A 24,233-nucleotide genomic window follows, 5' to 3' on the forward strand; every position below is an offset into this window, starting at 1 on the left:
CCGTGACGACGACCCGGTGGACCCGTCACCACCTCGACCTGATCACCGACGACCCGGCGACGACCGCGCCGCTCATCACCGGCCCGGTCGAACCGGCGCTGCCGGGCTTCGACCTGTGGGACATGTGGCCGATCCAGGAAGAGGACGGTGCCACCGCCCTCTTCGACGGCCGCGAACTCTGGATGGGCCTGGCCGCCCCGGCGGCCGGCCATCCGGAGGACCGCCACGACGTGGCCCGCATCAGGAAGCTCGCCTACGACGACGGCAAGTGGATCGACCTGGGGGACGTCTTCGCCGACGGCGAGACGCCGGGCAGCCGCGAGTGGTCGGGCACCGCCATCCGGAGGGGCGACGGCACGGTCTCGGTCTTCTACACGGCGACCGGCTTCCGCGGCGAGCAGCGCCCCACCTTCGCCCAGCGGGTGTTCGAGGCGCGCGACGGCGTACACGAGGAGATCGCCCGGCCCGACCTCCGGCACTTCCTGCCCGCCGACCAGGTCGATGGCGGTCCGGGCCGGATCCTGGCCTGGCGCGACCCGGCCTGGTTCCGGGGCCGTCTGCTGATCGCCGCCTCGATCCCGTGGGGCGAGCGCTACATGGGGGCGATCGCCCTCACCGACGGGGGCTCGGGGAACCATCCGCTCCTGGTCGCCGACGGGATCAACCGCGAGCTCGAACGCCCGCACATCGTGGTCCGCGACGGCCTCTTCTACCTGTTCTTCTGCACCCACCGCCAGTCGTTCGAACCGGCGGACGCCGCCCCGACCGGCCTCTACGGCTTCGTCGCGACGGCGCTGGACGGACCGTGGGAACCCCTCAACGGCTCCGGCCTGGTGATCGGGAACCCGCGGGCCCAGCCCGACCAGGCGTACGCCTGGATGGTGCTCGACGACCTGCGGGTGGTCAGCTTCCTCGACTACCGGGGCCCGGTCGAGCGGGCCAACTTCGGCGGCACGGTGGCCCCCCTGCTCAGACTGCGCCTGGAGGGCCACCGCACTTGGATCGAACCCTGCTGATCAGGTCCGGGGGGTGCCCCCGTACCCGACGATCAGGGCGTCGGCGTCGCGGAGCAGGGTGGTGCGGACGATCTCGTCGGCCTCGACGCGGTGGTCCTTCACCCCGCTCTTGAACTTCTCGAGCGCCTTGACGACGTTCTTGTCGTCCTTTTCCTCGGCGATGGCCGCGAGGACGCGGTCGAGTGCCTTGTGGAGACGGACGGCGCTGCTGGCGTTGGTCTTGTCCTCGGCCGCGAAGCGGTCGATGAGCGCCGAGACGTCCTCGACCGAGGTGGTGATCGTGAACCCGACGGTCTTCACCGTCTCGTTCCCGGCGTTGTCGACGGCGGTGACGACCAGCTCGTGCTCGCCCAGGGCCTGGGTGTAGAGCGTGATCGCGCCGGGCTGGACCGGCTGGCCGTCCAGGGTCGCGGAGATCGAGGCGACGCCCGACTCGGTGTCCTCGGCGGTCCAGCCGAGGGTCAGGTCGCCGCTGTCGCCGTACTCGCCGCCGTCGGTCACGCCGGTGACGTCGACCGCGGGGGCGGTCTCGTCCTCGGCCTGGCTCTCGAAGGCCCACGAGTCGATCTCGAACAGGTCGGTGCTCGCCGGACCGGCGTAGGTGAAGTAGACGTCGTGCGTGCCGGTCAGGCCGTCGACCTCGGCGGTCAGCTCCGTCCACGCGTTGAGCGGGGCGTCGACGGGGATCGACGCGACCACCGGCGCGGTGCGGGTGTCGAGGCGGACGTCGATCCGGCCGCCGGCGACGAGGGGCTTGACCTTGGCGGTGAGCGCGGTGGCGCCCTTCGCGCCGAAGTCGACCGAGGCGAGCGAGGTCCAGTCGCCGTTGTCGACGTCGTGCAGCACCAGGTTGGGCGCCTGTGCCCCGAACTCGGCCGAGGAGCCGTCGACCTTCTTGGTCGCGATGCCCTGCTGCCAGGCGATGGTCTCGGCCTCGATCACCCGGTAGGGCGCCAGGTCGTGGAGCTTCTGGACGCCGTCGTAGGTGCCGAGGACCTCCTTGATCGAGCCGTCGGCGTTGAACTCGAGCTTGGCGATGTGCGGGCTGCGGAAGCCCTGGGTCGCGCCGCCGGTGATACGGCGGTTGAGCGTCTGCGCGTGGTAGGTGAAGTAGTAGTCGCCGCCGAGCTGGAAGACCGACTGGTGGTTGTTGCCGCCGGCGCCGAAGAAGTTGCCGGGGTTGCGGAAGATGACGCCCTTGTACTTGTCGGCGGTCCAGGGGCCCATCGGGTGGTCGGCCACCATGTAGGCGATGGCGCCGGTCGGGGGACCGGCGGGGTCGATCGGGCCGCCGAAGCCGAAGTTCGAGGAGTACGAGTAGTAGTACTTGCCCTCGCGCTTGAAGACGTGGCCGGCCTCGAACATGAGCGGCCCGTCGATGACCTCGGCCGAGCCGACGGTGCTGGTCATGTTCTCGCCGAGCTTGATCACGCGGGTCGACTTGGGGTGGTTGGTGTTCTCGTAGCTGCCCGACCCGTCGTCGCCGCCACCGCCGAAGTAGAGGTAGCCCTGGCCGTCGTCGTCGATGAAGACACCCGGGTCGAAGAGCCAGTTCCGGCCGTTGGAGGCGCCCGGGGTCTGGCCGGTGATCAGCAGGCTGCCGCGCTCGTCCCGCCACGGGCCGACGGGCGAGTCGCCGACGATGACGCCGGTGGCCGCGCCGTTGTTGGCGAAGTAGAGGAAGAACTTCTCGACGCCGCCGACGACCTTGCTCTCCATCGCCGGGGCCCAGGAGTTGCCGGCGTACTTGGCGATCCCGTTCGCCCCGGCGACCGGGATCTCGCCGTGGTCGACCCAGTTCACCAGGTCGTCGGAGGAGATGACCGTGATGGTGTTGATGCCGCCGTAGGTGTTGGTCGGGGAGATCCCGTTCGGGCCCGGGTTGTACACCTGCGTGTCGTTGGTCATGTAGAGGTACACACGGCCGTCGTGGACGAAGGCGTTGCCGTCGGCCCCGAACTTGTGTGAGATGAGCGGGTTGCCCTCACCGGGGTTCTTGCCGAGCACCTCGATCGTGGTCGACGGGGTGAACTCCCGGAGGGTCACGTCGTCGACCTTGAAGTCCATCAGGTGCGTGTCAGGCGCGGCCGAGGGCGTCTGCGTCCACGGGGTCTCGACGAAGATCCGCGCGGTCGCCACGCTCTGCGCGGCCGGGATGGTGAACGTGCCCTGGATCAGGCCCCACTGCCCGCGCGGCGTGGTCACGGTGCCGAGGTTGGTGTACGTCCCCCCGCCGTAGTGCATGGTGATGAAGAACTGCTTGGTGGCCGGGCTGTTGGCGTTCTCGTACTTGACCCGGGCGGTCACCGAGTAGGTCTTGCCCGCCGCGACCTTGCCCGACAGGTCCTGCATCGGGCCCGATCCGGTCGTCATGCGCTGGGTGACCGCGACGGCGGCCGAGCCCGAGTAGGCGTCGGTCGTCGGGGTCAGCGCGGCCGTGTCGGCGGCGTTCCCGTTGTTCGGGAACCAGCCGGTGAGGCCCGACTCGAAGCCGCCGTTCACGATGAGGTCCGGGCCGGCGGCCTGGACGGGCGCGGCCGTGAGGGTCGACAACGTGCCCAGCATCGCGGCGGTGGTCACGATCGCGACGAGGCGCGAGCGTAATTTCACGAGATCTTCTCCTTCGTGTGTTCGAGAGACGGTCAAGCTCGGGGGGTGCCGCCCAAGCGGACGATCAGGGCGTCGGCGTCGCGGAGGAGGGTGGTGCGGACGATCTCGTCGGCCTCGACGCGGTGGTCCTTGACTCCGCTCTTGAACTTCTCGAGCGCCTTGACGACGTTCTTGTCGTCCTTCTCCTCGGCGATGGCCGCGAGGACGCGGTCGAGTGCCTTGTGGAGGCGGACGGCGCTGCTGGCGTTGGTCTTGCCCTCGGCCGCGAACCGGTCGATCAGCGCCGAGACGTCCTCGACCGAGGTCGAAACGGTGAACCGGACGGTCTCCACGGTCTCGTTGCCGGCCTTGTCGACGGCGGTGACGACCAGCACGTGCTCGCCCAGGGCGAGCGGGTAGAGCGTGAGCCTGCCGGGCTGGAACGGCTGACCGTCGAGGGTCGCGGTGGTCGAGCCGACCCCGGCCCCCGCGTCGGTGACCTCCCAGGCGATCTGGAGGTCCCGGCTGTCGCCGCCGTCCTCCACACCCGAGATCTCGACGACCGGGCCGGTCGTGTCCTCGATCTCCAGCGTGCCGAGACGGGCCAGCTGGTAGCTGAGCGCCCGCTCCGGCGCGTCGATCTGGTTCTGGGTGCCGAACGCGCCCGCCCGTGCCGCCTTCGCCGCCGCGAGCGCCTGCTGCGCGTCGGCCCAGGCGTCGGCCGGGTAGAGGTGCTCGTTCAGCGTGCCGGCGTGCGTGATGGCCGCGTCGAGGCGGGTGGTGTCGAGCGGCCGGTTCTGCGCGGTCAGGGTGTCGCTGAGCAGGTAGTGGTCGAAGTCGACCCGGCCGCCCTTCTCCTGGGTCGCGTAGTTGAACAGTCCGACCCGGTGGCCCATGAAGTGGGCGAGGCTGCCGTCGAGCGTCTGCGGGCCGACGCGGTTGCCCAGGCGGGTCCAGGTCTGGCCGTCGAGGCTGTAGTAGAAGGTCGTCCACAACTGGCCGACCGGCGAGGCGAAGTCGAGGTCGGCCTTGACCGACACCTCGGTGGCGTCACCGAGCGGGACCGTCGTGCCCGCGACGAACGCCTCCAGCGAGGCTTGGTCGAGGTCGACGCCGAACGGCTGCGGCCGGTTCACCACGCCCAGCGTGTTCACGCCGTCGGCCCGCTTGACCGCCACGTAGGAGAAGCCGCGGTTGAAGGCGGCCAGGCCCGCGACGTCGCCGTTCTTCATGCCCGAGACGTCCATGCGGGTCTCGACCGACTGGCGCGGCCCGAACGTGCGCTGGGTCAGCGTGTTGCGGGCCTCCTCCAGCCACGCCAGTTCGGCCCGGTTGGACAGCTTGGTGTAGACGTACTGGCCGGTCACCGGCTTGCCGGTGGTCAGCCGCAACCAGCCGTCGCGGTCGGTCAGCGACCAATAGCGGTTGTCGGGGGCGTGGTTCCACTCCCAGGCCACGTCGAGCCGCGAGCCGTTGGGGGCGATCTCGGCCTCGGTCGGGTACTCCGCCGTCGGCGGGAGCCCGACGACCGAGACGTCGTCGATCAGATATTCCACGCTGGACGAGGCCGGCTGCGGGTTGGCCCACGGCGTCTCCACCGCGAACTTGAAGTTGTTCAGGTTGGCCGTCGTCGGGACGGTGAAGCGGCCGGTGACCGTCGTCCACTGGCCGATCGGCACGTTCCCGAACGTCATGACCTGCACGCCGGAACCCCAGTCGGCCGCCAGGTTGAAGCGCACGCTGCTCGGGCCGGAGGTGTACTTGATCTTCGCGGACACGGTGTAGGTCACGCCGTGCTGCATCTTCCCGTTGAGGTACTGGTTGGGCCCCGAACCGTTGAGGGTGCGCGTGCCGACCTTCAGCGCGGCCGAACCGGCGGCGGGGTCACCGGTGTCCCGGCTGAGGGTCGCGCCGAACTGCGCCGCCCACGGGGAGGTCGACTCGGCCTCGAACCCGGGGTTCTGCAGCAGTTCGACGCCGATCAGCGACTCGTCGACGTCGGGCGGCTCGGGGATCGTCCAGTCCTCCTCCGTGTACGCCCGCTCCGGGGCGTCGTTGGCGAAGTCGTCGGAGGCGACGATGCTCTTCTGCCGCTCGAAGGTCTCCTGCGCGGGGTCGAGCGCGATCGGCTTCGGGAACGCCCCCTCGACCTGCACGACGCCGTTGTTCCCGAAGGTCGGCCAGCCGTCCTGCCAGGTCGCGGGGATCAGCGCCGGGATGCGGCCGATGGGGAAGGTGTCGCGGAAGAACATGCCGTGCCAGTCGGTCCGGCCGTCCTCGCGGGAGATCGGCACCAGGCTGCCCTGCGCGAAGCCGTTGGAGTTGAGCACCCCGCGCGCCTCGTAGGTGTTCACGCCGCCGGCGGAGGTGTAGCGGCCGAGTAGGTCCCTGGAGCGGAACATGACGACCTGGCGGCCCTGCCCCGACGGCCAGGTGATGATGACCGCGTAGTACCAGCCGTCGATGTAATAGAACTGGGCGCCCTCGAACAGGCCGCCGATGAAGGGCCGCCCGGCGTAGTCGCCCGCGGTGAAGATGTTCGGGTAGTCCTGCACGATCGCCGTCAGGCCGGCGTTGAGCCGTACGGCGCTCGTCCCGCCCGAGCCGTAGAAGATGTACGCCGTGCCGTCGACGTCGAAGAACAACGAGGGGTCGTGCAGGCCCCGGCCGAGGGCGGTGCGCTCCCACTTCCCGTCGTCGATGTCGTCGGTCCGGTAGAGGTAGGCGCCGCCGAGGTTGTTGGTGTTGAAGGCGACGTAGTACATGCCGTCGTGGTAGCGCAGCGACGACGCCCACTGGCCCTGACCGTAGGAGTTCTGCCCGTTGCGCAGCGAGAAGGAGTCTCCGACGTTGGCACGGTCGAAGACGTAGTTGACGATCTCCCAGTTCACCAGGTCGTACGACTTCATGATCGGCGCACCCGGGCTCATGTGCATCGTGGTGCTGATCATGTAATAGAGGTCGCGGCCCTCGTCGTTCTCGGCGGCCGGGACCCGTTCGACGCTGATGTCGGGCACGTCGGAGCGCAGGAGCGGGACGGTGTAGGTGCCGTCGCCCCTGTCGGTGGAGGTGTACGACGAGGCGGGCGACCAGGAGTCCGCCGTCGCACTCGTGGACATCAAGCCGGAACAGGCGAGCATCGCCGCGATCGTGGCGGCGCGGAAACGTAAGCGGAGGCGGGGGGACAAGGGCATTACGAACTCCAGACACGGAGGTACAGCGGGCGCCAGAAAGAGACAGAAGTGTTATCGCTAACATTTCGATGGGCAGGGGCGTTTCCGTATTCGGGCGTGGACGTGCGTCACCCACCTCTGCTGATGGAGGCGGCGAAGCTCCTGGAAGGATCGGCGCGTGTAGGCGAGCTGTTATCGCTAACAATTCGGGGGACGAGTACACGCGGGGATTCGGTCAGGACACGAAAGCACCCTTCGGATGGACGGGAGGCGGGAGCGCCTCAACCGGGCATGCGGTCAAGAAGGTGGCAGTTATTTTCGGGTTATTTTCTGAACCTTTCGTCTGAAACTGTAAAGTCACCGGACACTCCAGACAAGAGCCCCGGAACAAGATCCCGTAACAACCGCGAAACCTGGCTCGGAAACGGCCTCGCCGCCGCGGTGGCACCCGCGGCGGCGAGGAGTCGGACGTTTCCACGCAGATCGATCAGACCGTGACGAGGGTCCACTGGTTGTTGCTGTTGGTGTTGGGCGCCCACATGCAGACGGTGGAGCCGGAGGTGGCGTTGCCCATGCCGTCGAGGGCGGTGCCGGTACCCCGGTTGATGATCTGGTAGCGGCCGTTGCCGGTGGAGGCGAGCCGCCACTGCTGGTTGTTGCCGCCGTTCCACGCCGACTGGCGGGCGTTGGCGCCGTTGGCGGTGTTGCCCCAGCTGTCGATCACCATGCCGTTGGTGCGGTTGACGATCCGGTACCAGCCGCTGCCCAGGTCGACCAGCTGCCACTGCAGGTTGGTCGAGCTGCCCGACGTCCACTGCTTGACGACCGACCCGGAGGCGACGTTGCCGCCGCTGTCCAGGACCAGCCCGGTGGTGCCGTTGACGATCCGCACCCAGGAGGTGGGTTGCTGCGGGGTGCCGGTCCCGGTCAGCCGGTAGGTGCGGCCCGCCTGCCCGGTGAAGGAGACCAGGTCGGATTCGGGCTTGGTGAAGGTGACCGCGGCGCCGCTGTCGGTGACTTCGACGGTGCCGGTGAAGACGGCGTTGCGCACCCGGACGGTCCCGGCCCGGTCGAACCGCACCAGGATCTCGGTGGCCCGGCCCGAGCTCCAGGTGGTGGAGACGGTGTAGCCGCCGCGTCCGCGCAGGCCGGTGACCTTGCCGCCGGCCCAGGCCGACGGCAGCGCGGGCAGGATGTGCAGCTCGCCGTTGTGGCTGTGCAGCAGCATCTCGGCGATGCCGGAGGTGGCGCCGAAGTTGCCGTCGATCTGGAAGGGCGGGTGCAGGTCGAACATGTTCGGCGCGAGCCGGGAGGTGGTGACCAGCAGCCGCAGCAGGGTGAGGGCGCGGGCGCCCTCCTCCAGCCGCGCCCAGTAGTTGATCTTCCAGGCGAGCGACCAGCCCGTCCCGTCGTCACCTCGCAACTCCAGCGTCCGGCGGGCGGCGGTGTAGAGGCTCGGGGTGCCGCGCCGGGTGATCTGGTTGCTGGGGTGCAGGCCGTAGAGATGGGAGACGTGCCGATGGTTGGTCTCGGGCTCGATCCAGTCGTACAACCACTCCTGGATGTTGCCGCGTGACCCCGTCTTCATCGGCGCGAGGCGGTCGCGGGCGGCCAGGACCTGGGTGCGGAAGGAGGAGTCCACATTGAGGACCTGGCTGGCCTGGGCGACGCCGTTGAACAGGTCCCGGAGGATCTGGTTGTCCATCGTCGGGCCCGCGCACACGCTGACGCCGTTGTGGTGCCCGAGTTCAGGGCTGTTGGACGGGTTGGTGACGAGGTAGCCGAGGCTGGGTTCGGTGACGAGAGTGTCGAGGAAGAACTGCGCCGCGCCCTTCATCGCCGGGTAGTAGGAGCTCAGGAAGTTCACATCGCCGGTGAACTGGTAGTGCTCCCAGATGAGGGTGGCCAGCCACGCGCCGCCGGTCTGCCACATGCCCCAGAACGCGCCGTCCACCACCGAGGCGCCGCGCCAGGCGTCGGTGTTGTGGTGGGTGACCCAGCCGCCGGCGTTGTACTGCGCCTGCGCGGTGCGGGCGCCGGTGACGGTGAGATCGCCGATCATCTTGAACACCGGGTCGAAGCACTCGGCCAGGTTCGTGGTGTTGGCGTGCCAGTAGTTCATCGGCAGGTTGGCGTTGATCGTGTACTTCGAATCCCACGACGGGGTCAGGGAGTCGTTCCAGATGCCCTGCAGGTTGGCCGGCTGGGTGCCGGGGCGGGAGGAGGAGATGAGCAGGTAGCGCCCGAACTGGAACAACAAGGCGGCGAACTGCGGGTCGTTGACGCTGTTGTGCTGCGCGATGCGCACGTCGGTGGGCTGGTCGGCGGCCGAGGTGCGGCCCAGGTCGAGCGTGGTGCGGTTGAACAGGGTCTGGTAGTCGGCCACGTGCCGGCTGCGCAGGTCGTCCCAGGAGCGGCCGGCGGCGTTGTTGAGGTGGCCGCGGGCGATGCCCTGGTAGTCGCCGCTGACGTCACGGAAGTTCTTGTAGCTCGACCCGATCGACACCAGCACGGTCACGCTGTTGGCCTGGCGGACCTGCACCGTGCCGCCCGAGCTGCTGACCGAACCGCCGTCGGCCACCACCTTGGCCAGGCCGAGGAAGCGGACCTGACCCGAGATGCCCTCGAAGTCGCCCGAGACGCCGTCGAGCGCCACGGTGGTGCTGTCGGGGCTCGACCGGGTGACCCGCTGCGGACTGTCGAAGGTCGCCGAGAAACTGATCGAGGCGGACCGGTCGGCGGTCAGCCGGATCGCGATGACCTGATCGGGAGCGCTGGCCAGGATCTCGCGCCGGTAGCGGATGCCGTTCTGGGCGTAGGTGGTCACCGTGGTGGCCGTGGTCAGGTCGAGGTAGCGGTTGTACTCCGACACGCCGCTGGTGTTGCCGATCGACAACCGCAGGTTGCCGACGGTCTGGTAGGCCAGCTGCCCGGCCGGGCGGCCGAGCATGTTCTGGTCGATCAGGCTCTGCGCCTGGCTCCACTGGTTCTGGAAGACCAGGTTCCGGATCTGGCCCAGCGAGTTCGCGTTCCGGCCGCTGCTCTGGTCGTAGGGCCCGCCGGCCCAGACGGTGTCCTCGTTGAGCTGCAGGCGCTCGACGTCGACGTTGCCGTAGACCATCGCGCCCAGCCGGCCGTTGCCGATCGGCAGGGCGCGCAGCCAGTCGGTGCCGGCGCTCTCGTCGTACCACAGGGCCAGGTCGCCGGCCTCCGCCGGCGGGGCCGCGGCGGCCCGGGCGACCGCCGTCCACTGCAGGGGGAAGAGGGCCGCGCCGGCGCCGGCGGCGCCGAACTGCAGCACTCTTCTGCGAGAGATGTCGGACATGTGCCCTTACCCCCTGGTCCAGCGCTGGTTGGTGGCGCCGGTGCAGCTCCAGATCTGGATCCTGGCGTTGTTGGCGGTGGAGGCCCCCGACACGTCCAGGCACTTGTTCGCGCCGATCGCGGTGATGCTGCCGTCGCTGTTGAAGCGCCACTTCTGGTTGTTCTGGCCGTTGCAGTCCCAGATGAGGACGCCGGTGCCGTCGGCGGTGCCGTTGTTGTTCACGTCGAGGCACTTGTTGCCGTAGACGCGCAGCTCACCGGCCGAGGTGGAGGTCCACTGCTGGTTGCTCTGGCCGTTGCAGTCCCAGAGCACCACGGCGGTGCCGTTGTTCTGGGAGGCGCCGGTGACGTCCACGCACCGGTTCGAGGCCACGCCTCTCAGCGGGCTGGTCGAGGTCGTGGGCGTCGGGGTGGGCGAGGGCGTGGTGGGGGTGCCGCCGCTGACGCGGTAGACGACCGTGCCGTGGGCGGGCACGCTGGCCGAGATCGTGCCGGTGGTGCTGGTGACGGCGTTGCTCCAGGCCTCGCGCAGGTTGAAGGAGTTGCCCGACAGGCCGATGGTCGCGGCGGTGGTGCTCATCGTGATGGTGCTGCCGCCCTGGTTGAACAGGGCCACCGCGACGTCGCCGTTGGCCAGGCGCTTGGCCAGGATGCGCCGGGTGCCGTCGTTGCTGATCTGGGTCGCCTGCAGGCCGAGCGCGTCCTGGTTGATGGCGATCAGGTTCTGGTTCTTCATGATCGTCGAGGTGGCGTTGTCCATGTTCCGGACGTCGTTGCCCGCGATCAGCGGCGCGGCCATGATCGCCCACAGGGCGAAGTGGCTGCGCATCTCGGTGTCGTTCATGCCTCCCCGGCCGACCACCATCATGTCGGGGTCGTTGAACGAGCCGGGCGCGGCGTAGCCCGACAGCGGCGCGTTCACGTTGACGATGTTCTGGATGCCCATCGGGTAGCCGTTGGTCTGGCCCGAGTTCCAGGTGTTGGTGATGTCCTCGGTGGTCCGCCAGATGTTGGCGACATCACCCCAGTTGCGGCGCGGGCCCGTCTTGTCGTGGATGCTGTTGGAGTTGATGCTGTACAGGATCGGGCGGCCGGTGGCGGCGAGCGCGTCGCGCATCTTGGCGAAGGCCCTGACCTGGTCGTCCATGGTGCCGGTGGGGGAGCACCAGTCGTACTTGAGGTAGTCGACGCCCCAGGCGGCGAACTGGCGGGCGTCCTGGGCCTCGTGGTTGAGGCTGCCGGTCGCGCCCGGGTAGGCGCCGAAGTACTGCGCGCAGGTCCGGTCGAGCGGGGCCTGGTAGATGCCGAACTTCATGCCGCGGGCGTGGATGTAGTCGCCCAGCGCCTTCATGCCGCTGGGGAAGCGCGACAGGTTGGCCTGCAGGTTCCCGGAGGAGTCGCGGTTGGGGTCCATCCAGCAGTCGTCGACGACGACGTACTGGTAGCCCAGGTCGCGCATGCCGTTGTTGACCATCGCGTCGGTGGTCTGCTTGATCAGCGTTTCGTTGATGTTGCACCCGAAGGTGTTCCAGGTGTTCCACCCCATCGGCGGGGTGCGGCCGACTCCGTTGTTCAACGCCTGCGCCTGGGTAAGAGGGGTGAGCGCCACGGCCACGACGGTCAGGGCCAGCAGCGCGCGGGTTCTTTTCCGGTTCATGGGAGCGGTTCCTGTCACTGGAAGGAGGCGTCGTCGATGTACAGCCCGTCGGTGCCGGCTGCCGTCTCGACGTAGAAGGAGGCGTTGGTCAGCGTGCCGGTCCACGAGACGGTCGCGGTGCCGGTGAGCTGGGTCCAGCCGTTGGCGTTCACCGTCGCGGCGGGGGTGAGCTGGAGGTAGCTCGTCGTGCCGTTGGCGGTGAGCGTCAGCGTCGCCTTGGCGCTCGGGCTGTTGCCCTGCGAGCGGACCCAGACGCTCGTGGTGTAGCTCTTGCCGTTGGTGAGCAGCGAGGTCACGTTCTGGTGCGGGCCCTGCCAGGCGGAGGTGCGCCCGGAGTTGAGCAGCGACCGGCTGCCGGAGTGGGCCACGTTGGTGGCGGAGGAGAGCGAACCGCCGGAGGAGGTCCAGCCGGTGGTGCCGTCCTCCATGCCGCTGTTGGACAGCAGGTTGCCGCCGGTGCCGCCGCCCCCGCCGGTGAACTGCCACCAGTTGAGGTTGAGCAGGTAGCCGCTGTTGCCCGCGAAGCGCAGGTAGAGGTCACGGGTGCCGGTCGCGCCAGAGATCGGGCAGGTGACGGTGGTCCAGGTCTGCCAGCCGCCGGTGCCGGGCACGGTGCAGGTGCCCACGACCGTGCCGGTGGCCGACCCGAGCCGGACCTCGATCCGGCCGCCGCTGGTGCCCGAGGCGACCCGGGCGCTGAAGGAGGACGCCCCGGTGCCGAAGGCCGCGCCCTTGACCTTGATGTAGTCGCCGTTCTCGATGAAGCCGACGTTCATCCCGCCCTCGCTGGAGACCTCGGTCTCCACGCCGGAGGACCAGGCGATCGTCTCGGCCTCCTGGCGCACGTAGGGGTCGAGGGTGCCGACCTGGGGCGGTCCGGCGCTGGTCATGTTCATGGTCGGGATGGTGCCGTCGCCGTTGTAGGTGAACTTCTCCACCGCGACCGACCTGGTGTAACCGCTGCCGCCCGGCAGGGCGCCGTTGTGGTAGAAGAAGTACGACCCGCCCGCGAAGTCGACGATGCCGGCGTGGTTGGTGAAGCTCGCCCCCTGCCGCGGCATGACCGTTCCCCGGTACGTCCACGGCCCGGTGGCACTCGGAGCCGTCGAGTACGCGATGAACTCCGAGCAGCACTCGGCCGCGAACACGTTGTAGTACAAGCCGTTGCGCTTGTAGACCCAGGGGCCCTCTTCGTAGAGGGTCGGCCGCTGGGCGTTGCCGCTGCGCGCGCCGAACCCGGCGGCGGTGAGGGAGATGTAGTTGATGCCGCCGCTGTAGCTGATCATGTCGCTGTTGAGGCGGACATAGGCCAGCCGCGGGTTGCCCCAGTAGAGGTAGGCCTGGCCGTCGTCGTCGATGAAGACGTTGGGGTCGATCTCGTTGTTGTCGACCAGCGGCCGGCCCAGGGCGTCGGTGAAGGGCCCGGTGGGGCTGTTCGACACGCCCACGCCGATGACCATGCGGCCGGTGGAGCGCTGGCGGACCGGGACGTACCAGTAGAACTTGTTGTTGCGGTAGGCGACGTGGCCGGCCCACGCGTTGGCGTCGGCCCACGAGAAGGTCGCCAGGCTCATGGGGGAGCCGTGGTCGGTCCAGTTGGCCATGTCGGAGGAGGAGTAGACGCGCCAGTCGCGCATCGTGAAGTAGGTGGAGCCGTCCTCGTCGTGACCGGTGTAGAGGTACACGCGGCCGTTGTGGACGAGCGGCGCGGGGTCGGCGGTGTAGATCGTCTGCACGATCGGGTTGTCGGCCCTGGCCGACGTGGCGGGCAGCAGGGCCGTCAGGCAGAGCAGGCCCGTGATCCAGGCCAGCCGGGCTCTCATGGTGCTCCTTTCCGCGTGCCGGACGGTGGGCCCGGGGTCGCCGGGCCCACCGTGGTCACATCGTCAGCGCTGGAGGGTCAGCAGACCCGGACGGTAGGGAAGCAGGCCGTAGTCGCCGCCCGAGCTGGGGCTGCGGCCCTGGTAGAGGAGCTGCAGGTTGCAGGGGTCGACGGTCATGGTCTGGTCGGCGCTGGTGCGCAGGAGCTCACCGTGGCTGATGTCGTTGGTCCAGGTGGCGCCGCTGTTGGCCTTGCCCGCGAACGGGTTCGACTCGGAGGTGGCGTTCGGGGTCCACGAGCCGCCGAGGCTGGTGGCGGTGAACGACCGGAAGTAGCGGCCCTGGGAGCCGATCGCCTCGACGATCATCAGGTAGCGCTGCTGGCCGGCCAGCTTGTACACCTGAACCGCCTCGAACAGGTTGTTCGTGGTGTCGGTCATGATCGTCGTGTAGTTGGAGCCGAAGCTGCCGGGGAAGTTGCCGATCGGCATGCTGGCCCGGTAGATGCGGCCGTTGTCACCGGCGAAGAACAGGTACATGTTCTGGTCGTCGCCGATCAGCGCCTGGTCGATCGGGCCGGTGCCCGAGTTGGAGATGCTGCCCGTGAACAGCGTCTGCGCCGACGACCAGCCGTTGGCGTTGGTCGGGTTGGTGGAGGTCTTGTACGAGAACGCCGGGCCACCCCACTGGTAGGCCAGCACCCAGATGCTCTTGGGAGCGAAGTAGAACAGCGACGGCGCGACCGTGCCCGAGTTCATCGCGTTCTGGGTCGCCGAGCCCATCTGGTTGTAGTTGCTGAACAGGGAGAAGTTCATCGAGCCCCAGCTCGACCCGAAGTCGTGCGTGGTGGCGTAGACGAGCTGCTGCCCGTTGTAGGGGGCGACGGTGAAGTCCTTCAGCGACACCCAGCCCGAACGCGGCTGCGCGAGCGCGCCGGTCGAGGTCCAGCGGTAGGTCGTGGGCAGGTTGCACCCACCCGTCGGCGTCGGCGTGGGCGTGGGGGACGGGGTGGGGTTGCCGCCGCCGATCGGGACGAGCTGCCACTGCTGGTTGGCGCCGCCCCAGTCGTCGTACTGGACGATGTTCCCGCCGTCGGCCGTGGACGCGCCCTGCACTTCCAGGGCCTTGTTGCTGTGGCGGGCGATGAAGCGCACGTAGCCGCTGTCGCTGTCGGCCAGGCGCCACTGCTGGTTCTGGCCGTTGCCGTCGCTCCACTGGATGATGGCCGCGCCGTTGGCGGTGGAGACGCCGGAGACGTCGAGCACCTTGCCGCTGAGGCGCGACTTGATCCGGTAGTAGCCGCCGCCGGAGTCGACGAACTGCCACTGCTGCTGGTTGCCGTTGTTACGGGTCCACTGGGTGATGCGGGCCCCGTCGGCGGTGGACAGGTTGTACACGTCGAGCGCCTTGCCGCTGTTGCGGTTGATCAGCACGTACCAGGCGTTGGTGTCGACGGTGGCCGCGTTGGCCGAGGGTAAGGCGACGAACAGCGCCGCCACCAAAGCGGCGATGACGGCAATGGGTTTGAACTTCACGTTTTACTCCGATTTCATCCGACTTGGACGAGTTGCCACTGCTGGTTGGTGCCGTTCCAGTCGTCGTACTGGACGATGTTGGCCCCGTCGGCGGTGGAGGCTCCCTGAACCTCCAGGGCCTTGCTGCTGTGCCGAGCGATGAGCCGGACGTAGCCGCCGCTGTCGGCGACCCGCCACTGCTGGTTGGTGCCGTTGCCGTCGCTCCACTGGACGACCGCGGCGCCGTTGGCGGTGGAGACGCCCGAGACGTCGAGCACCTTGCCGCTCAGGCGGGACTTGAGCCGGTACCAGCCGCTGCCCGAGCTCACGAACTGCCACTGCTGGTTGGTGCCGTTGTTGCGGGACCACTGGGTGATGCGGGCCCCGTCGGCCGTGGAGAGGTTGTAGACGTCGAGCGCCTTGCCGCTGTTGCGGTTGAGCAGCACGTACCAGGCGCTGGTGTTGACACCGCCGCCCGACGTCGGGGTGGGCGTCGGGGTCGGGTTGGGGGTGGCGCCGTTGTTGAGGGCACTCAGGACCGAGTTGTACGCGGCCTTCTTGTTGCCCGAGGAGTCGAAGAGCAGCGCGTTGTCACTGCCGCGCCAGGAGTCGCTGTCGCGGATGCCCCAGACCGTGATGCCGTTGCACCGCGCCACGTTCAGGCAGGCGCGGGTCACGGAGGCGAAGATGTTGGCCTGGTTGGAGCCCTGCAGGACGTCGAGCTCGGTGATCTCCACGTCGACACCCAGGTCGGCGAAGCGCTGCAGGTTGGCCTGGTAGTCGCTGGACAGGGAGCCGCCCAGGTGCGACTGGAAGCCGACGCAGTCGATCGGCACGCCGCGCGACTTGAAGTCGCGCACCATGTTGTAGATGCCGGTGCTCTTGGCGTTGATCCCGTCGGTGTTGTAGTCGTTGTAGCAGAGCTTGGCGTTCGGGTCGGCGCTGCGCGCGGCCCGGAACGCGGCCTCGATCCAGTCGTTGCCGGTGCGCTGGAGGTTGGAGTCGCGCCGTCCGCCGCTGTTGCCGTCGGCGAAGGCCTCGTTGACGACGTCCCACGAGTGGATCTTGCCCCGGTAGTAGCTGGCGACCCGGGTGACGTGGTTGATCATCGCGCTGCGGAGGTCGGAGCCCTCCATGCTGCGCGCCCAGGTCGGCATCTGCTGGTACCAGAGCAGGGCGTGCCCGCGGATCTTCATGCCGCGCGAGATCGCGTGGTTGGCGATGCGGTCGCCGTTGGTGAAGTTGAAGCTGTTGCGCGACGGCTCGGTCGCGTCCCACTTCATCTCGTTCTCGGCGGTGACCTGGTTGAACTCCCGGTTCAGGATGTTCATGTACGTCGAGTCGTTCATCCGGCCGGCGGCGATGGCCGCGCCGAAGTAGCGGCCGCCGCGTTCGGCCGCCGATGCGCCCAGTGTCGAGGCCGCTTCAGCCGGCCCGGTCAGTGTCACCGACAGGCCGGCGCCGAGCAGCGCCGCGGTGACCAGGGACAAGATTCGTTTCATGAACGGGGTCGCCTTTCTTGGGTAGGGGGGTCGCCCGGTCGCCCGGTCCGGTCGTCCTGCCACGAACGGACCGGGCGGCTGAGAACGGCTAGGGAGTGGTGAGGTCGAAGCGGTTCACGGTGACCGCTCCGCCGAGCGCGCTGGTGGCGTAGTTGAAGATGCCGAACCGGTAGCCCATGAAGAACTGCCAGGCGTTGTTCAACGTGAACGACGGGCCGAGGGTGGTGAAGTTGGTCCCGTCGGTGCTGTAGGAGAAGCGGGCCGTGCGTCCGGAACCCGGCCGGATGTCGGCGTTCACCCGCAACCAGATCTTGCCGCCGGAGATGTTCGCGCCGGCCTGTTCGCTGCCGGTGCCGGTCGTCGCCCAGCTGCTGTTCATCGTCAGCCCGTTGGTCATCGCGACCCGGTAGGCGCCGTTGTCGCGTTTGACCCCGATCCAGGCCGACTGGTCACGCAGCATCGCCAGGCCGGCGCGGTCGCCGTTGGCCATCTGCGAGTAGTCGAGCTCGATCGTCGCCGTGGACGTCGGCCCCTGGATGCGGTGGGTCAGCGTGTTGCGGGCGTTGTACAGGTCGTTGGTGACCGTGGCGGTCTGGAGCCGCAGGCCGTTGCCGGTGGAGAAGCGGCTGGTGTCGGGGTTGTGGTTCCACTCCCACCGGTGGCCGAGGCTGTTCCCGGTGAAGGTGTCCGGGCCGATCATCGAGGCCACCGTGCGGTTGGTCTGGATGTTGGGCTTGGGGTAGTTCACGCCCCAGCCGCCGTTCACCGTCTGGATCACCGGCCAGTCGTTCACCCAGTTGATCGGCGCGAGCGCCGGCACGCGGCCGCCCGGGTAGGCGTCGACGAACGACATGTAGTACCAGGCGCCGTTCTGGGTCTGGACCAGTCCGCCCTGGTGCGGCGTGCCGCCGCCGGAGATCGGGCTGGGCATGTTGAGCAGGACCTGCTGCATCGTGTACGGACCCCACGGGGACGTCGAGCGCAGCACGTACTGGCCGTTGGCCGGGCGGGTCAGCCAGATGTAGTAGTAGTTGCCGCGCTTGTAGAAGCGGGCGCCCTCCAGCGTGCCGACGCTGCTCGGGGTCTGGAAGACCTGCTGGGCGCGGACCTGGCTGAGGCCGTCGGCCGAGAGCTGGGCGACGCTGATGGTGCCGTTGCCGTAGGCGACGTACATCGTGTCGTTGGTGTCGATCAGCAGGCCGGCGTCGTAGTAGCACTGGTTCATCCGGGCGCGCTTGGTCCACGTGCCGTCGACGGCCGAGGCGGTGTAGACGTAGGTCCGGTTGAACTCGGTGCAGCCGTACCAGTAGTAGGTGCTGTTACTGGCCCGGTAGTTGAGGGTGGAGGCCCAGATGCCTTTCACGTACGCCCGGCCGCCGTTGAGGTCGTAGGCGTTGTTGTCGAAGTCCAGGCGCGGGACCGAGTGGCCGGCGTACTCCCAGTCGACCAGGTTGTAGGAGCGCAGGATCGGCGCGCCCGGCGAGTAGTGCATGGTCGAGGCGGAGTAGTAGTAGGCGTCGCCGACCCGGATGATGTCGCCGTCGGCGAAGTCCTGCCAGACCACGGGGTTGGTGTAGTTGCCGCCGGGGGTCGGCGAGGGCGTGGGAGTGGGCGAGGGGTTCGGGGTCGAACCGCCGACCGGCACGAACTGCCACTGCTGGTTGGCGCCGCCCCAGTCGTCGTACTGGACGATGTTGCCGCCGTCGGCGGTGGAGGCGCTCTGCACCTCCAGGGCCTTGTTGCTGTGCCGCGCGATGAGCCGCACGTAGCCGCTGTCGCTGTCGGCCAGCCGCCACTGCTGGTTGGTGCCGTTGGTGTCGCTCCACTGGACGACGGCCGCGCCGTTGGCGGTGGAGACGCCCGAGACGTCGAGCACCTTGCCGCTGAGGCGCGACTTGACGCGGTAGTAGCCGCTGCCCGAGTCGACGAACTGCCACTGCTGCTGGTTGCCGTTGTTACGGGTCCACTGCGTGATGCGGGCGCCGTCGGCGGTGGACAGGTTGTAGACGTCCAGGGCCTTGCCGCTGTTGCGGTTGATCAGCACGTACCAGGCGTTGGTGTCGACCGTCGCGGCCGACGCCTGCTGGGTGGTGATGAACGCCCCCACCAGCAGTAACGAGGAAATTATCGCCAGCAGGCGTCTCACAGGAACCTCCAGAGGTTGTTGGCCGAGCCGTTGTCGTCCGAGAGGACCGCCTGCGCGCCCTGCGAGGTCCCGCTGAGGCCGAGGACCCGGCCCCCATTGGCGCACTGGATGCGGAAGGCGGCGTTGGACCCGTACCGCAACCGCCAGCGGTGGTCGTTCGCCCCGTTGTCGGCCCACTGGAGGATGCGGGAGCCGGCGGCGGTGGCGGCGTTCTCCACGCCGAGCACCTTCTGGCTGTTGGAGTTGCGGAAGCGCAGGTAGCCGCCGGTGTCGACGATCGCCGTCCACAGGTGGTCGGCGGTGCCGGTGTCGCCCCACTGCAGGACGAGCGCGCCGTCGGCGGTGGACATGTTCGTCACGCCGAGGACCATGCCGGTGCCGACGTTCTGGATGCGCCGCGCGCCGTTCGGCACGAACCGCCACAGGTTGTCGCCGCTGCCGTTGTCGGAGTCCTGGACGGCCTGCGCGCCGTTGGCCGTCGAGCCGTTCTGGGTGCCGATCAGCTTGGAGCTGTTGACGTTGCGGATCTTGACCGCGCCGTCGCCGTTGTCGGTGATCGTCCAGCGGTGGTCGGCGGTGCCGTTGTCGGCCCACTGGAGCACCCGGGCGCCGTCGGCCGTCGACATGTTCTCGACGCCCAGCACCTTGTTGCTGTTGACGTTGCGGAAGCGCAGCGCGCCGCCGTCGACGATGGGCACCCAGTCATGGTCGGCGGTGCCGTTGTCGGTCCACTGCAACGCGAGGCCGCCGTCGGCGGTCGACATGTTCTGGATGCCGAGGGCCAGCCCGCTGGCCGCGTTGATCAGGCGGAAGCTGGCCGAGCCGCCGCCGGTGCCGCCGCCGCTGGTGGCGAAGTAGACGACGTAGTTGTGGTTGTGCGCGTCGTAGAACGGGCCGAGGTTGATCGACCCGTTGGCGGTGAAGGCCAGCGACGACGTGCTCGTGCGGGTGATCGTCGAGGGGGTCAGCGCCGGGGCGGCCGACAGGGAGGTGCTGCCGTAGTTGCCCGAGAGCACGACCGGTCCGTACACGACCGCCTGGAGGTTCGGGTTGTCGTTGGCGGCCTTCATGATCACGCGCATCGGGAGCTGCACGGTCACCGTGTCGCCCGAGGTCCAGTTGCGGGTCAGCGCCGCGTAGGTGCCGGGCGTGGTGGTGATGCTCTGCTGCACCCCGTTGACGCTGATCGTCGCGCCCAGGGTCCAGCCCGGGATGCGGATCTGCATCGTCCACGAACCGCTCACGTTGCCGGTGACCTGCAACGACGTGGTGTCGGTGACCGGGTAGGAGGTGGTCTGGGTGACCGTGATGCCGCGCTGCGACCAGTTCAGCGTCGAGGGCTGGAACAGGTTCACGAACAGCGTGGTGCCGTTGTGGAAGTAGATCGAGTCCATCAGCTTGGTGTTGGTCTCGATGCCGGTGCCCTGGCAGCACCACATGGAGTTGTAGTCGGTGCTCCACGTGCCGCCGCCCCACGCCGGGCCGACGCCGCGCCGCCCGCCGGGGTTGAGCGGGGTGAAGTAGGTGACGTGACCCCTGCTGTCGGCCGGGTTCTGCTGGCCGATCAGGTGGTTCATCAGCGCGTTCTCGAAGAAGTCGAAGTAGTCGGCCCGGGAGGGGTTGAGCTGCCAGAGCTCCCGGGTCAGCTTGAGCATGTTGTAGGTGTTGCACGCCTCCCCGGTGTCGCGGCTCAGGTAGCCCGCGATGGCGTTGGGGGCGCGGAAGTGCTCGGCCTGGCTGTTGGAGCCGTTGGCGTAGCTGTGCGCGTTGACGGTCATGGTCCAGGCGTTCGACGCGATGTCGCGGTAGCGCGTCGTGCCGGTGGCCTTGTACTCGCGGGCCGCGCCGATCCACTTGGGCACCTGCGTGTTGGCGTGCAGGCCGTTGAGCTGGTCCTGGTTGTTGGCCAGCGGGTTGAAGACGGCGGCGTGGTCGAAGCGCTGGGCGGTGACGAGCCAGCGGGAGTCGCCGGTCATCTGGTAGAGGTCGGTCAGCACGGCGTTCATGCCGCCGAACTCGGTGCCGAGCATCGACTGCATCTGGCTCGACGACAACCGCGAGGTCCGGGTGTCGACCCAGCCGGCCAGGTTCAGCAGCACCGTCCGGGCCTCGGTGTTGCCGATGAGCCGCCACACGTCCAGCAGCCCGGCGAGGGTCTTGTGGATGGCGTAGTAGGGCACGTTGCCGTTCGACAGCGTGCGGTTCTCCACGGCGGTGATGTCCGACTCGGGGAAACCCGACAGGTAGCCGTTGGACGCCTGGCACTTGGCCAGTTCGGCGACCATGTAGTTCGCCTTGTCGCGGCAGGTCGTGTCGCCGAGCACGGCCCACGCCTGGGCCCAGGCGGTCAGGAAGTGGCCCTGCATGTGCGAGCGGAAGGGGAAGTTGGGGGCGTCCCACCCGCCGTTGGCCGAGGCGCCGTTGGTCGACCGGCCGTGGTTGGCGCGGAAGACGTACAGCAACCGGTCGACGTCGACGTACCGCAGGTAGGCGAGGGTGCGGTTCTGGTTGTCGAGCCAGCGGCCGGAGGTGAGGCGCACCTGGCCGAGATCGAATTCGTACGCGGACACGCCGATGTCGGCCCGCGCCCAGGGGAGCGCGGCCTGGGCGGCGGAGGCGCCGATCACCTGGCCGGCGGCCGAGAACGCGACGGACGCGCCCGCGGCCTGGAAGAGCTGGCGACGGCTCAAGGACATGGGGGAGCTCCTTGGGGGAGGGGGATTGACGACCGGCAGGCGGTCAGGGCGGCCGGTCGTCGGTTTTCACCTGGTCAGGCCGGGTGTCAGCCTGCGGATTCTGTTAGCGATAACATTCAGCGCCCGGGAATGCCCGGTGGGAAATCGCCCGCCGCGGCGGTCAGACGTGGAGGCGCCGGCAGCGGTGGAGTGCGGAGGTGGCCGGTGCGGCGACGCCGCGTGCGGGAGCCGTGCGGGGGCCGGGCTCGGTGACGGCCTGGTGCGCGTCCGCCGAGTCGTCCGGAGCGTCTTCCGGCACGGTGTCGCGGAGATAGTCGCCGGTCGCAGAGGTGTCGGCGCTGGTGGCGTGCGTGACGACGAGGGCGGGTGCTCGTCGCGAAGAGGGCGCGATGGTCAGGATCGCGGAGGGGAGCATGCCGGTTCCTTGGGGGGTGAGGAGTCAGCAGGTAGAGGGGGTCCGATCAGCGGGTGTGGTCACCGAAATCTGTTATCGCTAACATTCGTGATCTCAGAGATCCATGGTCTGCTCCTGCGGGGGTTCGCGGTTGCCTGAGTACACCCAACTGCTGATTCGGCGTCAACGGTGCCGCCCCCCTCGCTGAGCTGGGCGTTACCGGCGAGAGTGCGCCCGGCCTGCCCATTCGCCCCGAGGGGGCCCGCACCTTTCGGTCCGTGCATGTGAAAATTTCATAGAAGTTACCTGTTGGCAACCGTAGATTTCCGGGAGGGTGCGGGTGGTTGTCAGAGAGGGGCCCGACCTGGCAGATAAAAGTTTCAAGAAAGTTGCGAAAAGTTTCGGCGAACGGTTTCCGCCGACGCCGAGATGGTTATCACCATCAGCGCAAACGACGCCGCGTGACGTCCGAAAACACCCATAGAATTCCGCTATGACCTCGACCGACGATGCCCCCCATGCCGGTCCGGCGTCCTCCGAAGCCCTGACTCTCACCCAGCTCGCCGAGATGGCCGGGGTCTCGGTCGCCACCGTCTCCAAAGTCGTCAACGGGCGCTCCGAGGTCGGTTCCGACACCCGGGCGCTGGTCGAGCGCCTCATCAGGGAGCACGGGTTCCGGCGGCAGCGCCGCCGGGTGAAGCCCGCCGGGCTGGTCGAGCTCGTCTTCCACGAACTGGCCGGCGACTACCCGATAGAGATCGTCAAGGGCGTCAAATCGGTGGCCGGGCAACACGGCCTGAGCGTGGTGGTCTCCGAGCTCGGCGGCCGGCACGTGCCCGGCCAGCAGTGGATCCAAGATGTGCTCAGCCGCCGTCCCGCCGGGGTCATCACGGTCTTCTCCGGGCCCACCGAGGAGCAGCGGGTGCTGCTGGCGACCCGCGAGGTCCCGCTGGTCGTGCTCGACCCGGCGGGCGACCCCGGCCGGGGCGTGCCGTCGGTGGGGGCCACCAACTGGAGCGGCGGGCTGGAGGCCACCCGCCACCTGATCGAACTGGGCCACCGGCGCATCGCCATGATCACCGGCCCCGACTTCGCCCTGTCGAGCCGGGCCCGCCTCGACGGCTACCGCGCCGCCCTCGACGCCGCCGGGGTGCCGGTCGACCCCGACCTCATCTGCCACGGCGCGTTCCAGGTCGACGACGGCGTCGTGCACACCCAGCGGCTGATGGCCCTGCCGAAGCCGCCGACGGCGATCTTCACCGCCAACGACGGGCAGGCGATCGGCGTCTACCACGCCGCCCACCAGCTGGGCCTGCGCATCCCCGACGACCTCAGCGTGGTCGGCTTCGACGACATGCCCCCGTGGAGGTGGGCCATCCCGCCGCTCACGACCGTCCGTCAGCCGCTGACCGAGATGGCGGCCACGGCCGCCATGATGCTGATCAACCTGGCCGAGGGCGAGCCGCTGCTCCAGCGGCGGGTGGAACTCGGCACCGAACTGGTGGTCCGGGGCAGCACCGCCCCGCGCCGGGGGTGACCGCGGGTCAGCTCCGCAACGACGACCACGTGCCGTGGTCGGCCACGCGGAGCACGGCCGACAGGCCGGCCTCGTCGAAGGCGGTCTCCACCTCGGCCCGGCCCTCGGAGAAGTGCGTCCACCCGTCGTAGTGGGCGGGCACCACCACGCCGACGCCCAGCACCGCGGCCGCCGCGGCGACCCGGCGGCCGTCCATCGACAGCGGGCGTTCGCGGAACTTGCCCCGCACCCGGGCCGCGCCCGCGTTCAGCACCGCGGCGTCGATCTCGGGCACCCGGCGGGCGATCTCGCCGACGACGCGCATCGAGGCGTTGTCGCCGCTGACGTAGACCGTCGGCAGCCCCCGGCCCGACAACACGAAACCGGTCACCTCGCAGTTGACGAAGCCGTCGGCGTCGCGTTCGCCGTCCTCCGGGCCGTGGACGGCCGGCACCGCCAGCACGAACAGGTCGCCGCCGCCGTCGGGGCGCGGCGCGGTGAAGGTGGTCCAGGGTTCGAGCGCGGTCGCGCCCAGCCGGGCGGCCGCGCTGGGCGTCGTCAGCGTGAGGACCGCCTGGGAGGCGAACGCGCGGCCCCGGTCGTCAAGGTTGTCAGGATGCGCGTCATGGCTGACCAGGACCAGGTCGACGAAACCCAGTCCCGTCTCATCGACCACAGGCGGAAGGGTTTTGGTCAGATAGCCGTGCGGGCCGGGAGCGTCGAAAGTGGGATCCACGACTATCCGCAGGCCACCCATGTCGATCACGGTCGTCGGACCGCCCAGAACCGTCGCGGCACAATCCCGCCTCGGCAGGTTCTGCTCACCAACTCGCTCGCTCACGGTCCCATGCTGCCGGTCGGCACGTCCCCTCCCTGGCCGACACA

13 protein-coding genes are annotated in these 24,233 nt (G+C 68.8%); 2 read left to right on the plus strand and 11 right to left on the minus strand.

Features of this window, described 5'->3' with window-relative positions:
• Positions 1–2: 2 nt before the first annotated feature.
• A complete protein-coding gene (locus AW274_RS11840; protein WP_198169140.1) occupies positions 3–1,016 on the plus strand; it encodes a glycoside hydrolase family 68 protein in 1,014 nt (337 codons plus the stop codon).
• On the opposite strand, the gene AW274_RS11845 is transcribed toward AW274_RS11840, so the two are convergent.
• The 10 genes from AW274_RS11845 to AW274_RS11890 all read right to left on the minus strand — a co-directional run bounded on the left by AW274_RS11845 (position 1,017) and on the right by AW274_RS11890 (position 21,853).
• Positions 1,017–3,626, minus strand: a complete 2,610-nt coding sequence (locus tag AW274_RS11845) for a family 43 glycosylhydrolase (protein WP_062431057.1) — start codon at positions 3,624–3,626, stop codon at positions 1,017–1,019.
• 32 nt (positions 3,627–3,658) lie between these two features.
• On the minus strand, positions 3,659–6,799 hold the full coding sequence (locus AW274_RS11850) for a family 43 glycosylhydrolase (protein ID WP_198169141.1): 3,141 nt from the start codon (positions 6,797–6,799) through the stop codon (positions 3,659–3,661).
• Between the two features lie 466 nt (positions 6,800–7,265).
• Positions 7,266–10,103 carry a glycosyl hydrolase family 95 catalytic domain-containing protein gene (locus AW274_RS11855; protein ID WP_062431058.1) on the minus strand — a complete coding sequence of 946 codons (2,838 nt, stop codon included), beginning with the start codon at positions 10,101–10,103 and terminating at the stop codon, positions 7,266–7,268.
• 6 nt (positions 10,104–10,109) lie between these two features.
• Complete coding sequence (locus AW274_RS11860; protein ID WP_062431059.1) at positions 10,110–11,759, minus strand: glycoside hydrolase family 27 protein; 1,650 nt, start codon at positions 11,757–11,759, stop codon at positions 10,110–10,112.
• Positions 11,760–11,773: 14 nt separating this feature from the next.
• Positions 11,774–13,582: a family 43 glycosylhydrolase gene (locus AW274_RS11865; protein WP_062431060.1), complete on the minus strand. Its 1,809-nt coding sequence runs from the start codon at positions 13,580–13,582 to the stop codon at positions 11,774–11,776.
• 63 nt (positions 13,583–13,645) lie between these two features.
• Positions 13,646–15,091 carry a non-reducing end alpha-L-arabinofuranosidase family hydrolase gene (locus AW274_RS11870; protein WP_439648767.1) on the minus strand — a complete coding sequence of 482 codons (1,446 nt, stop codon included), beginning with the start codon at positions 15,089–15,091 and terminating at the stop codon, positions 13,646–13,648.
• A 38-nt stretch (positions 15,092–15,129) separates the two neighbouring features.
• Positions 15,130–16,596: a glycoside hydrolase family 10 protein gene (locus tag AW274_RS11875; protein ID WP_062431062.1), complete on the minus strand. Its 1,467-nt coding sequence runs from the start codon at positions 16,594–16,596 to the stop codon at positions 15,130–15,132.
• A gap of 88 nt (positions 16,597–16,684) precedes the next feature.
• On the minus strand, positions 16,685–18,742 hold the full coding sequence (locus AW274_RS11880) for a family 43 glycosylhydrolase (RefSeq protein ID WP_198169142.1): 2,058 nt from the start codon (positions 18,740–18,742) through the stop codon (positions 16,685–16,687).
• Positions 18,739–21,438 (minus strand): beta-L-arabinofuranosidase domain-containing protein, encoded by a 2,700-nt coding sequence (locus tag AW274_RS11885; RefSeq protein WP_062431063.1) that lies wholly within the window; start codon positions 21,436–21,438, stop codon positions 18,739–18,741. Before AW274_RS11885 ends, AW274_RS11880 begins: the two co-directional genes overlap by 4 nt.
• A 160-nt stretch (positions 21,439–21,598) precedes the next feature.
• Positions 21,599–21,853, minus strand: a complete 255-nt coding sequence (locus AW274_RS11890) for a hypothetical protein (protein WP_062431064.1) — start codon at positions 21,851–21,853, stop codon at positions 21,599–21,601.
• Positions 21,854–22,325: 472 nt separating this feature from the next.
• Here AW274_RS11890 and AW274_RS11895 point away from each other — a divergent pair, with 472 nt between their 5' ends.
• Entirely contained in the window at positions 22,326–23,369 is a 1,044-nt protein-coding gene (locus tag AW274_RS11895) for a LacI family DNA-binding transcriptional regulator (RefSeq protein ID WP_062431065.1), read from the plus strand.
• A gap of 7 nt (positions 23,370–23,376) precedes the next feature.
• On the opposite strand, the gene AW274_RS11900 is transcribed toward AW274_RS11895, so the two are convergent.
• Positions 23,377–24,189 (minus strand): MBL fold metallo-hydrolase, encoded by an 813-nt coding sequence (locus tag AW274_RS11900; RefSeq protein WP_062431066.1) that lies wholly within the window; start codon positions 24,187–24,189, stop codon positions 23,377–23,379.
• Positions 24,190–24,233: the final 44 nt, after the last annotated feature.

The sequence above is a fragment of the Herbidospora daliensis genome (assembly GCF_001570585.1).
GTDB lineage: Bacteria > Actinomycetota > Actinomycetes > Streptosporangiales > Streptosporangiaceae > Herbidospora > Herbidospora daliensis.

Bases quoted from the DNA above. Each gene is read 5' to 3' on its own strand.
- AW274_RS11860 (WP_062431059.1), bottom strand. From the start codon at position 11,759: ATGAACCGGAAAAGAACCCGCGCGCTGCTGGCCCTGACCGTCGTGGCC.
- AW274_RS11850 (WP_198169141.1), bottom strand. From the start codon at position 6,799: ATGCCCTTGTCCCCCCGCCTCCGCTTACGTTTCCGCGCCGCCACGATC.
- AW274_RS11895 (WP_062431065.1), top strand. From the start codon at position 22,326: ATGACCTCGACCGACGATGCCCCCCATGCCGGTCCGGCGTCCTCCGAA.
- AW274_RS11885 (WP_062431063.1), bottom strand. From the start codon at position 21,438: ATGTCCTTGAGCCGTCGCCAGCTCTTCCAGGCCGCGGGCGCGTCCGTC.
- AW274_RS11890 (WP_062431064.1), bottom strand. From the start codon at position 21,853: ATGCTCCCCTCCGCGATCCTGACCATCGCGCCCTCTTCGCGACGAGCA.
- AW274_RS11855 (WP_062431058.1), bottom strand. From the start codon at position 10,103: ATGTCCGACATCTCTCGCAGAAGAGTGCTGCAGTTCGGCGCCGCCGGC.
- AW274_RS11865 (WP_062431060.1), bottom strand. From the start codon at position 13,582: ATGAGAGCCCGGCTGGCCTGGATCACGGGCCTGCTCTGCCTGACGGCC.
- AW274_RS11875 (WP_062431062.1), bottom strand. From the start codon at position 16,596: ATGAAACGAATCTTGTCCCTGGTCACCGCGGCGCTGCTCGGCGCCGGC.